Origin of the sequence: Streptomyces sp. NBC_00454, assembly GCF_041434015.1 — a bacterium.
Taxonomy (GTDB): domain Bacteria; phylum Actinomycetota; class Actinomycetes; order Streptomycetales; family Streptomycetaceae; genus Streptomyces.
In genome coordinates, this window is record NZ_CP107907.1 from 6,366,092 (window position 1) to 6,379,174 (window position 13,083).

At 68.6% G+C, this 13,083-nt stretch carries 8 protein-coding genes; 2 read left to right on the plus strand and 6 right to left on the minus strand.

Annotated elements, in window-relative coordinates:
• Positions 1–37 precede the first annotated feature (37 nt).
• Both OHU74_RS29125 and OHU74_RS29130 read left to right on the plus strand, forming a co-directional pair.
• Positions 38–3,490 carry a CHAT domain-containing protein gene (locus tag OHU74_RS29125; protein ID WP_371618608.1) on the plus strand — a complete coding sequence of 1,151 codons (3,453 nt, stop codon included), beginning with the start codon at positions 38–40 and terminating at the stop codon, positions 3,488–3,490.
• Positions 3,487–4,155: a hypothetical protein gene (locus OHU74_RS29130; protein WP_371618609.1), complete on the plus strand. Its 669-nt coding sequence runs from the start codon at positions 3,487–3,489 to the stop codon at positions 4,153–4,155. Before OHU74_RS29125 ends, OHU74_RS29130 begins: the two co-directional genes overlap by 4 nt.
• A gap of 460 nt (positions 4,156–4,615) precedes the next feature.
• Here OHU74_RS29130 and OHU74_RS29135 read toward each other — a convergent pair whose 3' ends face one another.
• From OHU74_RS29135 to OHU74_RS29160, 6 genes are all read right to left on the minus strand, one after another.
• Positions 4,616–6,736, minus strand: coding sequence for an MMPL family transporter (locus OHU74_RS29135; protein ID WP_371618610.1), 2,121 nt, complete (start codon positions 6,734–6,736; stop codon positions 4,616–4,618).
• Positions 6,737–6,917: 181 nt separating this feature from the next.
• Positions 6,918–8,261: an FAD-dependent oxidoreductase gene (locus OHU74_RS29140; protein WP_371618611.1), complete on the minus strand. Its 1,344-nt coding sequence runs from the start codon at positions 8,259–8,261 to the stop codon at positions 6,918–6,920.
• Positions 8,258–9,217, minus strand: coding sequence for a UbiA family prenyltransferase (locus OHU74_RS29145; protein WP_371618612.1), 960 nt, complete (start codon positions 9,215–9,217; stop codon positions 8,258–8,260). The genes OHU74_RS29140 and OHU74_RS29145 overlap by 4 nt, the downstream gene beginning before the upstream one ends.
• Entirely contained in the window at positions 9,214–9,966 is a 753-nt protein-coding gene (locus OHU74_RS29150) for a methyltransferase (protein WP_371618613.1), read from the minus strand. Before OHU74_RS29150 ends, OHU74_RS29145 begins: the two co-directional genes overlap by 4 nt.
• A 30-nt stretch (positions 9,967–9,996) precedes the next feature.
• Complete coding sequence (locus OHU74_RS29155) at positions 9,997–11,076, minus strand: polyprenyl synthetase family protein (RefSeq protein WP_371618614.1); 1,080 nt, start codon at positions 11,074–11,076, stop codon at positions 9,997–9,999.
• Between the two features lie 779 nt (positions 11,077–11,855).
• Positions 11,856–13,037: a magnesium and cobalt transport protein CorA gene (locus tag OHU74_RS29160; protein ID WP_371618615.1), complete on the minus strand. Its 1,182-nt coding sequence runs from the start codon at positions 13,035–13,037 to the stop codon at positions 11,856–11,858.
• Between the last annotated feature and the right edge of the window lie 46 nt (positions 13,038–13,083).

Sequence of the window (13,083 nt, forward strand, 5' to 3'; positions counted from 1 at the left end):
CCGGAGGAGGGGTCTTCAGTCGGTGACTGTGCCACCGTTGGACCTGTCGATGGCGAGCGGCGCGAAGGAGGATGGCGTGCGACTGTCGCGGGAGGTTACCGGGTGGGCGTTCATTGCCGATGTGGATGGTGTCCGGCACGCCGGCCTGGCCGTCGGGTTGGCCAGCATCAGCCCGTTCACCACGGGTGGCGGGGCAGGAGGCAGCCTCTTCACCCGTGCGTACGCGCGGGGCCTCCCAGCGCTCCTCTCACTGGACGAATTGCCGTTCAGTCACCCTGTCGCCCCCCGGTGGTGTGTCACGCAGGACGAAGGAGGCGTGCTGTCTGTCCTCGACCCCGAGGGTGCGTACTTCGTGCACGACCTCGACGTGGAACGGCCGCCAGGGTGGCGGGAGGCGGCGGACGTCTCGGGCTCGGTCATGCTGGTCGTGTCCCACGTGCTGCCTGCCACAGACGATCCACTTGCCGCGCTGGTCTTCGAAACGCGGAGGGGGGAGGTGTGCGCCGGCTCTGTGCGCTTTGGTGAACCGGCCTACGAGGCGGGCGGCCAGCCGACAGTCACTTTCGTCATCGACCCCGTCGGTGTCCTCATGGAGCTGGCGCAGTACGTGTGCGATCGGGTCATGTCGCTGGACGAGGCGAAGCGACGGGCGCGCGAAGTCGAGGAGATGCGGCAGTCTCTGGCGGAGCACGGCGCGATGCCCGCCGAGGCGATGGTGGATCTGCTGTTCCGGGACGAGTTCCTCGATCACCGCGGTCTGGTGGAGTTCATGTACGTCTACTGGCGACTGGTCGCAGAGGTCGCCGACGCCTGCGCGATGGAGGCTGCTTGGCGCGTCGCGGCTTTCCAAACCGTCGAGGCGGGGGTCGACCTGGTGGCGGATCGGTGCGACCGCGCGGTGTTCGAGGAGTCCGAAGCCCTGGCGGCTCGGCTGATCGAAAGGCTGAGCGTCTCCGTCGAGTTGGAAGCCGCGCTGTTGGCTGCCGCTCGGTTGCGGATGGCGATCCGGGGACCGGAGCACTTGGCCGCCGACGACTACGCCCGCGAGCCGCTGCTGACCACATGGTCCGCTCGGCTGACCGCGGACCTGTACCGCACGTGGTTCACCGAAGAGGAGCCCTTCCAGACGGAGTCCCACCGGCTGGTGGTGGAAGCGGGACACCTAGTGGTGCGGGCGCTGGAGCTGGACGGTGGGCTGAAGAGGCCCCGGCTGCTGGCGGTATTGGCGCAGATCCTCGCGGACGAGGAGGGAGTTCACCGTGATGCTGCCCGCGCTGCGCTGTCGGCATGGCACGACTCGTCCGCCGCCGACGAACCGGACCTCGCTCTCTTCCTCCTCAGGACGGTGGACGGGGTGTCCCCGGGGACGACCGATGGGCTGATCACGGGGGTGTTCGGGACGCCACCGGCCGATTTCGTCGCCGCCCACGGCAGTACGGTGACCGCGAAGGTGATCAGCCAGGGTGTCAACCTGGCCAGGGAACGCGCCGACCGGCGGTTGCTGCGCACCGTGTTGGATTGGGTGGGGCAGCTCGACGTGCGGTGGGCCTCTGCCCATCGCAGGCAGCTGATCGAGGCCCGGCTCCACGTGTTGCCCGACGACCCGAGCGAATGCCCGGGTCCCCACCAGGCGCTGTCGGTGTCGTTCCCGGAGTCCTGGACGCCGGCGCAGCGATCTGCGGCTCTGCTGCACGCGGCCGCACACGCCCGTGACCGGCGGCAGCCGGCGTTGGGGCTCAGCCTCCTGCGGCAGGCGGGCGACGGCCGGAGCGAGGAGGTCCGGCTGCTCACGGCGGATCTCTACTACCAGTCGGCGCAGGCAGGCGAGCCGGTCTCCAGCCCTGTCACGTTCCCATGGGGCTACTACACGTACGCGGCGCTCGCCTACGCTTCGCTCGGCTTCGAGGAATTGGCGCGGGCGAGCCTGGTGCCGTTCGTTCAGCAGCTGGGCAACCTCCACGGCGACGAACTCAGGAACGCGCTGAACGCGATCATCGTGGATGTGCCGAACTTCGACACGAGCGGCACGCCCGAACTCGGCGCGGTACTGCGCGACCTCGTGCACTCGGCGGTCTGGCAGCTCACCGCGGAAAGCGAGAGGCTGCCGATGGGGCTGATACTCGGCCTGCATCAGGCGGGCAAGGGCTCGGAGTTGGGCGCGTGGTGGCGCATCGAAGGCCCGCTCGCGCTGCCCGCGCACGTCCAGCATTTCCTCGGGAAGCTGCGCGACTGGGAGGATCCCTCCGCCGCCGGCGGCGCCTTGCCGAACCTGCTGAACGTGGTGGACGCTGACCATCGTCCTGGCGGCCACGACAACACGGAGATCGCCCGGAACCTGCGGTGGCGCATCTCGTCGTTCATCGACGACGAGCTGCGTCGGCGTTCGGCACCGCTCATCGACGACCAGCGCATCTGGGCCAAGGTGCATGATCTGCTGGACGATCGAACCGTGCTGTTGACGTGGTTCCTTCCCGCGGCGGTGAGCGGCGCGGCCGTGCTGCTCGCGGTCACGAGGCAGGGCCGCGAGCTCGTGGTGCACCTCGGAGAGGGCGCGGACGAGAACGGAGACCGGCACCCGGATGCGGACCGGGTCGAGGCGATCCGGACGGAGATCGAACGCGACCCGCTGTTCGGCGACGTGACGCCGGAGGGCAGTCGGCTGCTGGAGTCGGCCGGCCTGCCGCTCGGCGGCAGCGAACTGTGGGACAAGTGGCGTGGCCAGGGCAAGGACCGAATCCTGGCCTGGCCGCACGGCGCTCTGCACTACCTGCCCCTACCGCTGTGCCGCAGGGGCGGCCGTCTGATCGCCGACGACTGGACGGTCACCACGATCGCCGGCCTCGAAGCCCTGGCACCCGTCCAAGTCCCCGCGCGTGAGTGCCGCACCGTTGTACTGGCCTCCGCTGCCGGGGGTGTTCCCTTCGGTCTGCATGCCGAACCGGTGCTGGAGGAGCACGCGCGGAGGGTTGCCGAGGCGGTGGGTGCTGAAGCCCTCACCGGTCGTGCGGCCACTCGCGACAGGCTGCGTGCAGAGATGTCCACGGCGGACGTCGTCCACATTGCCGTGCACGGGACGCTGGACGAGGACGCACCGTGGATGCACTGCCTGTACCTCACGCCGGACGGAGACGACGACGGTCGCGTATTCGCCTACGACTTCCTGGATGTCGACCTGCGCGGCGTCCGCCTTGTCACACTCGCCGCTTGCGAGTCGGCGCTGGGCCGATTCGACCGTGGGGACAACATTCGTGGCATCCCGTCGGCACTGATCACCGCCGGAGCGCAGGCCGTCGTCGGGTGCTTGTGGCCCGTCCGCCCGGAGCCGGCCACGTACTTCTACCACCACCTGCACCATGGAGTAGCGCGCGGCGCGGACCCGGAGCAAGCCTTCCGAGGCGCCCAACTCGCCACGCGTGCCACGTATCCCCACTACCGTGACTGGGGAGCGTTCACCTATGTGCACGGTAGGAACAAGGGAGCCGCCGCATGACCGAGATTCGGCTGCACGACGTCGAACTCGTGCCGGAGCGTACGCTCGGCAGCCCAGCGGATGACGCACCACTGCGCGGCAGGCTCACTTTCGGCTGGGACCTACTGCCTGCCGACCATGCGGGCGCGCCGGCCGACTGGCTGTCCTATCTCAGTGCCACACCAGACCGGGAGTTCCGGCACCTGCTGATGGTGTGCTCGTTTCGCCCCGAGACACCGGAGAGCAAAGGCGTATTCCGCCACGCCTCCCTGGGAGTCGCACTGTCCACATCGGACCGTGGTCTACGACCGATCGCGCGCCTGATCGACCCCGGCGAGCGCACCCGCCCGGTCCCCGGCCTCGGGACGGGCGTGAGCTTCACGGTCACGACAGGCGTGCTGGACGTAGGGGTGGAGAAGCCGCCAGGAGCGGAAGCGACGAGGGAGGAGTGGATCGTCCGGGGCCACGGCGCTTCCCAGCCGAACCCGCAGTGGGAGTTCCGGCGAGTCAAGGGCTTCCCGCTGGTCGGCGATCACCCGGTGGCCGCGCTGGTGGAGCTCGTGCCCGACCGTATGAACACGGCCGAGGTACTGGTCGCGGCGGAGCTGGAGCACCGCAGCTGGGGCATCCGCCGCTACCGCGCTCAGCTCGCGCCGACACCGCACAACATCGTGCTGGCGGAGTGACCCGGCCCTGCGGCTCCCCAACGAGGCCTCATTCCCCCCAGCGGACACCGTCTCGCCAAGAGGGGCGCCGCAGGTCAGGGGCTGTCCAATGTCGCTCACGACAGGCTACTCAGGGGAGTGGCGGCGGGGCGGGAGCAGGTGGCAAGGCGGGCCTGGAGGAGCTCAGCGAGTCTGCTGTCGCTCGGGGCCGGCGGCTGAAGCGGTGGGGGAAGCGCACCCCAAAGTGCTCGGTCTCGATGTAGCCGGCCTCCCCTGGAACGGAGACCGGCTCATCTCGCGCGCCTCCGCCTCCTGCCACTGCTCGGTGTGCACTGAGCACATCGCGTAGCGCCGCCAGCGGGGCCGCGCGCAGCTACGTCGACCTGACCTGCATCTCCCAGCGGTGGCTGCGCGACCTCTCGTGGGACCACAACGCCGACGTGCTGTGCTCGCCCCGTCCGGTCCGGCTGGTCAGCGCCGTTCAGGAGGCGGTGACGGGTTTTCGCCATGGTGCGGGTGTCCACCAGTTGGCGGGGCCGAGTGCTGCCATGACGGCAGGGACGAGGATGCCGCGTACGAGAACGGCGTCGACCAGGGCGCCGATGGCGATGCCGAGGCCGGTGAATTTGAGGAGGCTGACGTCTGAGGTGCCCATGGCTGCGGCGGACAGGGCGAGGGCTGCGGCGGCACTGCTGACGAGGCGGCCGGTGCGGGCGATGCCGTCGATGATGGCGGTGCGGTTGCTGCCGGTGCGGTCGTATTCCTCGCGGATGCGGCCGAGGAGGAAGATCTCGTAGTCGATGGACAGGGCGAGGGTGACGAAGAGGGTGAACAGGAGCATGGGGGTGTCGAGGGTTCCTGTCACGGTGAAGTTGCCGACCAGGGTGCGGCCGTGGCCGTCTTGGAAGAGGACTACCAGGATGCCGAGGGTGGCTCCCAGGCTGGCCACGGCGACCAGGACGGCTTTGATCGGAGCGATGATCGTGCGGGTGTAGGCAGCGAGGAGGGTCAGGAGGGCGCAGGCCAGGAGGAGGAAGCACAGGGGCATGGTGTTGCGGATGGCCGTGATGGTGTCGGTGACCTCTGGGGCCCGGCCACCCACCAGGACGGCCCCGGGTGCGGTGGTGGCGCGTACGGCCCGTACGACTGCTGCCGCCTGCTCGGTGCCGGGGTCGGCGGCGGAGGCGAGCAGGAGCACGGCGGCGGGGGAGGGGCGGCCGGTGTGGCTGGGTCCGTCCGCGGGCTGGGCGGGGTGCACGATGCGGACGCCGATGATGTGGGGGACGCGGGCCAGTCGTTGCGTGTAGGCGGGCAGGCCTAGGGCGGTATCGGGGCCGGTGACGACCAAGGTCAGCAGCCGTTCGGGTGGGGCGGCGAAGGCGTCCCTCACGTGCCGGGCGGCGGCCGCCGCCGGGGCTGAGGGCGGCAATGTGCGCTCGTCCGCCAGGCCGAGCCGGGCGTGGCCGAGCGGCAGGGTGATCACTCCCAGCAGGACGGCCGCGAGAGCGGTGGTGAGCAGGGGACGTGTGGTGACCGTGCGGGCGGTGGACCGCCAGAATGTGCTGCCGTTCTCGTGGTGGGTGCGTCGCCACCGGGACAAGGGGTCGAAAGCGTAGGTGTGCGGACCGAGCAAACGCAGGAGAGCGGGTAGCACCAGCAGGGCAACGGCGGCGGACAGGATCGCGACGATCATGCCCGCCATGGACAGGGCGCGCAGTACCGGTACGGGCACCACCAGTGCGGCCGCCAGGCAGGCGGTGATCGCGGCGGCGGAGAAGACGATGGACCGCCTGGTGGAGTGCAGCGCGGTGGACAGCGCTTGCTGTGCGCTGTCGCCTCGTGCACGCTGCTCGCGGAGCCGGGCCAGGAGGAAGAGGCTGTAGTCGACTGCGAGTCCCGCGCCGATCGCCGAGGCGGCGTTGACCGCCGCCCAGGAGACTTCGGTGACCTGGGCGAGCAGTCCCAGCACGGGGATGGTGCAGCCGACTGCCAGCACGGCCACCAGGACCGGCAGGAGGGCGGCTACCAGGGAGCCGTAAGCGAAGACCAGCAGCAGGAACAGTACGGGGGCTGTGATCAGCTCTGCGCGCATGAGGTCGCGTGCGCTTGTTTCGTCGATCTCCTCGTTGGCGGCAGCTGGACCGCTGGCTTCCACCCGCAGGCCGCCGGCCGCCGTGCGGGCGGCTTTGATCAGACGGGAGACATCAGGCGGGGGCTGCCCGTCCACCCTTTTCAAACGGGCGGCGACCAGCATGGTCTTGCCATCCCGGGAGCGCAACCACGTGTTGTCGCGAGCGGTGGGGGTCCATACGCCGGCCACTTCGCGGTCGCCGGCGAGGGCTGCGGCCACTGCCACGACGCCGTCTTCCAAAGGCGGCTGCGCCGGGTGCGCTCCGGCGGGGGACAGGGCGAGGAACAGGTCTGGAGAGGGAACACCCAGCCGTTCGGCCCGCCGCTGGGCGTGCACTGCTTCGATCCCGGTGGCCACCGAGCCGCCGGTGGTCAGCGATGCCATCGCAGTCGGCGCCAGGACACCGGCGCACACCGCGGCCAACATCGCCAGGACCACGGTCAGCCAGGCTCGTCGTCTCGACGGTTTCATCCGCGCCTTCCCTGGTGTGTCACAGGCCCTGTCCAACGATCACGTTGTCGGCCCGGTACGTGCCTTGCTCTGCCTCTTCTGCTCTGGCTGTTCCGGCCGGGCCGGCGCAGCGGAGGCAGGAGGTGCTCGCCGCGCGCTGGGCCGGCCAGGTCGGTTGGCACCGCAGCGGTGGGCGGTCCGGTCACTCGGCGGGCCCTGTCCCCGGCTTCTGCGGTCGCAGTGCCCCGAGGAGAACGCGTGGGCGCATGAGCGCGGTCGGCCGGTCGATCAGCCCTGCGACTCGCATCAAGGCATTCGTGACGGCGGGGTCCTTCGCCGCCGCATGATGCAACCGCGTCACGTACGCGTTCCCCATCCGCGCGGTGAGCCCACGACGCCCCGCCATTCCGTTGTACTTGAGGTCGCCGGTCGTCGAGATGAACCACGGTCGGTCTACGATCCGCCCGACGTCGCGCATGAACGCGATGGTGCTCGGCGTGCCACGTGACAGGTGCCGGTGCAGGGCCATCACTTCCATGGCCGCGACGGTCATGCCCTGGCTGTAGTTGGGGTTGAGGCTGCACACTGCGTCGCCGAGCACGAGTAGCCGCTCGGGAAGGCGAGGCAGCCGTTCGTAGTGTCGGCGCACGCTCGCTGGGAAGCGGAAGCAGACCGGGTCGCTCAGCGGCTCGGCGTGCCGAATCTGCTCGTAGACGTCAGCGACGGGCAGAGACCTGGCGAATGCGAGGAAGCCGCCGGGATCGATCGGTGGATGGTCGCCGAGGATGCCGGTCAGCGACACGATGCAGGTTGTGCGGTCGACCTGACCGTAGAACGCCCCTCGCGGGAACTCGCGTGATGCGATGCAGTTGATGAACTGCGTACCGTTGAGCATGTCCGGGCGGCGTCGGTAGAGCCGTGTGGTGTAGGCCAGGCCGATCGTCATCCGCTGCTCGACCGGTCGCTCGTACCCCAGCTCCTCCAGCCATACCGGCGTGCGCGATCCGCGGCCGGTGGCATCGACGAGCAGATCCGCGTCGAGATTGAATGCGCTTGCGGCATCCGCTGCCGTCGAACGCAGCCGGACCCCGGTCACCTCTCTGCCGTCCGGTGTGGAGAGAAAGCCGAGAACGTCAGTCCGCTCCAGGAAAGTGACGTTGGGCAGCGCGGCGACCTTGTCGCGGAAGTACTCTTCCAACACGGGCCGCTGGGCGGTCACGGACGGCAAGCCGGTCCGCGTGGACCGGAACGGCCGGGCGTTGAAGTACCAGCGCTGCTCGCCCAGATCCCCCACTGGAAGTTTTGCGTGCAGCATGTCCCGAAGCAGGTTGGGAAAGAGTTCCTCCAGGATGAGGCAGCCGCGGGCGTGCAGTCCGTGGGCATGCCCGGCATGGGGGGTGCCGCGCCGGGGCCGGTTCACGCTGACCACCCGGTCGCGGTCAACGACGATGACGTCACGGTAGAACTCTGAGAGGACCCTGGCCGAGAACGTTCCGGCGATGCTCCCTCCGAGCACGACAGCCCGGTCGCCAACGAATTGGCTCATGACGGGCGCCCCGTCAGGAGCGCGGTGGCGAGGCCGAGGAACCCGAGGTCGATGGAGATCAGCACGAGGAACCGGGCCTTGCGCAACTCCTGGCGGTACACCCCGTAGTACAGCTGGGCGAGTTGGAGTGCCACCGCTGGAGCACTGAGCACGATGAATCCCGCGTTCAGCCGTGTCGTGGTGAAAAGCAGAACAAGCAGTACGGTATTGACCGCGACCAGCACATGAAGTGCGACGGCGAACGCCAGGGGTGACAGGACGACGGCAAGGGTTTTCCGGGAGACGGCAGCGTCTCCTGCCCGGTCGGAGGCGTTCCCGTACGACACCACCAGGAGCAACCACAGTCCGAACACCGCACTCATGAGGAGCGTCTCACGGCTGACGGTTCCGGCGGCGAACCAGTAGGGCACGAGTACGGTGCAGACACCAGTGAGGAAGATCGTCGACTCGAGGCCCAAGGGCCGGTAGCTCAGCTTGATGCCGCAGGAGTACTGGACAGCGAGAGCGGGCACACCGAAGGCGACCACCATGGCCGGTAAGGGAACCCGCCAGTCCAGAACGCCGGCGGCAAGCGAGATCGTGAGCATGCCGCCAACCCACGTCACGACGGCGAACCCGATCGCCTCCGGCGAGGTCAGAGCGCCGGTGAGCAGTGGTTTCCGCACCCTCGTCACCAGTGGCCGTCCCGCGTAGTTACGGGCGTCACTGCCGTTCAAGAACCCGCTCACGTCGTCGGCGGCTGACGCGCTCCACTGGATGGCCAGCGTGCCGACAAGCATGAAAGCCATGGCGAGCAGCGTGCCGCCGCTCAGGAAACCGTCCGAACGCAGGAGCAGCAGCCCCAGGGCCCAGCCATAGACGTAGTGGTACACCCGGGCCTTGGCGAGCCTGAGGTAGCTGATCATTTTGGGCCGGGGCCTGATCGAGGCGGCGACCGGCGTTTGCGTGGCGGTCACGCGCTCCTCCGCTCATCGCGGACGCCGACGGCCTCAAGCAGTTGGAACGTCACTGGAACGTCACCAGCCCGGCGGGTCGTCCGTTCCCGCTCCGTGAGCCGCACACCGCACCGGGCGGCCAATGAGTTCAGCCGGCCGGGGTCACCGAGGCTGTTGAACCCCAGGAACAGACGACCCGAATCGGTCAGTCGTGCCAGGCCCTCGCGCAGGTACCTGTGGTGCGTGGCGTAGCCACGATCGAAGATCGCGTGCTGCATGGGGCGTGTGTAGACGAACTCCTCGGGGGCGCAGATGACGTTGGAGTTCCAGAACACCACGTCGAACTGTTCACCGGGCGCCAGGGCGTCGTACAGATCGCTGTGCAGCACGTTCATCCGGTCGGTCACACCGTGGCGGGCGGCGTTGAGCTCGGTGTTGCGCACCGCCTCGGGGTTGATGTCCACCGCGGTGACCCGCGAGCACCCCGCCAGCGCCGCCATCACCGCGGTCACGCCGGCTCCGCAGCCCACTTCCAGAAAGCTTCCCCCTACGGGGAACGGCAGCCATTGGGTGAACAGTTGGGTGGAGTCGGTGTGGATCGGAGCGAACACCTGGGGAATGAGATCCCACCGCAGCCCCTGCATCTCGAATTGCTGCGGCTTCCTTCCTCCGTCGTGCCGCTCCACCAGTTGCAGGCCGACATCGAAGAGGGAGTCATCACCCGGCGCAGCAGCGGGGGCGAGGAGTGAGGGGACATGCCGACTTGCCATGACAGTTCCTTGTTCGGGGTGAGGGCCTGTTCAGTGGTCGCGGCGGGTGGCCATGTCGGCCAGATGCCTCAGGGATGCGCCCGCGGCAGCCGGGAAAGGAAAGCCGTCGAGAGCAGCCAGGGCACGCATCCGGCGTTGGTCGATCATGTCTTCGACGGCGTCGCGTGCTCCCGTGGCGACGAGAATGTCGCGGATGTCCTGGGCACCGGTACGGTCGAGACCGGGGTTCCCGATCAGGGCGCGCAGAGCGCCGGCCTGGACCGAGTCGGCACGTTGCCTGGCAATGGCCAGCAACACGGTGTGCTTGCCGTCACGCAGATCGTCGAGATCGGATTTGCCGGTGGTTCCCGGTTCGCCGAAGACCCCGAGCAGGTCATCGCGGAGCTGGAAGGCTTCACCGAGCGGAACGCCGTAGGCGCTGCACGCGGCCAGCATGCCCTGATCGGCGCCTGCCAGGTGCGCACCGGCCAGCAAGGGGTACTCCACGGTGTAACGGGCGGTCTTGGCACGGCAGATGGCCAGTGCCTCCTCGACTGCGATGGCGGAGCTTCCCGTCGCGAGAATGTCGAGGTACTGGCCGGTCATGGCTTGCATGCGCATGGCGTCCAGCAGGGCCCTGAGCGTTCCTGCCCGAGGGGTGGCCAGCTCGGCGACCTGGAGCAGGTCGTAGGACCAACACAGCGCGAGATCACCCAGCAGGATCGCCACGTTCACGCCGAAACGGTCAGGCGAGGCATGCCGGGCATGGCTTCCGGCGAGGCTGCGGTGCACCGTCGGCCGGCCTCGCCGGACGTCGCTGCCGTCCATGACGTCGTCATGGATCAAAACGCCGGCGTGGAACAGCTCCAATGCGGCGCCCAGATGAGTCACGGCGATGGTGCTTCCGTGCCCACCCGCGGCTTGCCAGCCGTAGTAACACAGCAGCGGGCGCAGCCGCTTGCCACCGGACAGGAACCCTTCCAGCAGTTCCACGAACATCGCGATTTCAGGACCGCCCGATGTCTGCTCCTTGTCGGCGAGGAACCGTGCAAGCAACCCATCAACCGCCGAACAGTCCCACGGCGCAGGTGCATCCGCTCGTACGCTGCCGTGGGATGTTAAAAGGGACATGCAAATCCTCCAGGTGGGCAAACCGAAGAGATGGGTGTGCGGTACGAGGCCTGTCATCGTGAAAGCCGGAACTACTGTTCGCTTGCCGGTCACATCGCGGCTGAGGGGACCGATCAGGCTTCGCTGTGTCGAAAACCATGACCGCAAACGATGCCGCGAAGCCGGCTGCTGATCACGCGCACACATTCGCACCGTATCAGTCCGGACACGAAGCGTGACAATCAGTCATTCGGACGGATGATCGGCGGGAGCCGACGAGGGCTGGCTCCCGCCGATCCCCCCACAGGCGCCATGCACTGCCCGAGATGTCGACTGCTGCGCACCAGTCGCGGGAGCTCCACGCCGTCCGCGAGGATGTCGCCGGCCTCGCAGTGCCGGCCGACGGTGGTGGTCCTACGTGGGCCGGCCGTTCCTCGCCTTCACCGGCATCGCCTCCATCCTCGTCTCGGCCCCGCCGGCCATTGGCGCTGAGGGAATGCTCCGAACCGTCAGGTGACTGAAGCCCGCTCGTGGAGGCGTAGGTGCGGGCCCCTGCGCGGCATGCTGCCGAGTACGTGCCTGAGGGTCTTGTCGCCGTCTCCCGGCCGCATCGCAGATCCCGTATCGAGGGCCGTCGCATGCGACCGGCAACGTTTTCAGTCCTGCCGTCGCCTCGGCCTGGTCCAGGCGGTCCTCGGCCGCCAGCAGTTCCCCGGCCGCGGCCATGCGCACTCGGACGGGCCCGTTGCGGCGGACGCGAGGAGCAGGCTGTCAGGAGAGCTGAGTGGGAAGAGAGGAGTTTAGAGCCAGTCCCGCCGCTTGAAAATCACGTACAAACTTACGCAGACCACTGCCATCAGCAGGATCGCGAAGGGGTAGCCGCCTGCCCACTTCAGCTCAGGCATGTCCTCGAAGTTCATACCGTAGATGGTTCCCACCAACGTGGGTGCGAAGAGGATGGCGGCCCATGAGGAGATCTTCTTGATTTCCTCGTTCTGTTCGAAGCCGGCCTCGGCCAGGGCTCGCATTTCGGCGTTCTGTTGTTGGGAGACCAGGGTGGCGTTGACCGTCAGGATTTCGGTGAGGGCCTGGCGGAAGCCGTCTACGCGTTCGCTGGTGTGAGTTACGTGGTCGGCCACGTCGCGGAGGTAGCGCTGGAGTTCCTCGTCGGTGCCGTACTTCGCGAAGCCCGCCATCAGGCTGTGGAGCATGCCGACCAGGGGGCGGGTGGCGCGTTGGAATTCGACCATTTCCCGGGAGAGTTCGTAGATGCGGCGGGAGACCTCGGGGTCACCGCGGAAGACCTCGGTCTCGATCTCGTCCATGTCGTTCTGGACGCCCTCCACGACCGGGGCGTAGCCGTCGACCACCGCGTCGAGGATGGCGTAGAGGGCGGCCTCCGGGCCCAGGGAGAGGAGTTCCGGGGACTCCTCCATGCGGCGGCGGACCGCGGAGAGGTCGGGGGCGGCGCCGTGGCGGACCGTGATCAGGAAGTCCGGGCCGACGAAGATGTGGAGCTCGCTGAAGTCGACCTCCTCCAGTGCGTCCAGGTAGCGGGCGGCGCGCAGGACCACGAAGAGGGTGTCGCCGTAGCGTTCCAGCTTGGGGCGCTGGTGGGCTTCCAGGGCGTCCTCGACGGACAGGGGGTGGAGGTTGAACTCGCCGGCCAGGGAGTGGAGTTCGATTTCGGTGGGGCGGTGCAGGCCGATCCAGGCCATGCCGTCGGGCTGTTCGCGCAGCCTGCGGAAGGTCTCGGCGAGGGTGGTGGGGGTGGCGACTCGGACGCCGTCGCGGTAGACGGCGGAGTCGATCACGCTGCGATGGTCCGGGGACGTGGGGGCCGGAGGGGCCGGCTTCGGGGACCGCGGGGGTGTGGCCGGGGGATTCGAGGCGGGGGATCCCGGGCGGCGCCAGCCGCCGGCGCGCTTCGCGGGCGAGGGTGAGCCGGGCGGCGAGGGGCGGCGGTCTGGGCGCTCCGACATCGAGGGTGACATCGCAGGCAGCTCCGGGGTGAGTGTGACTGATGTG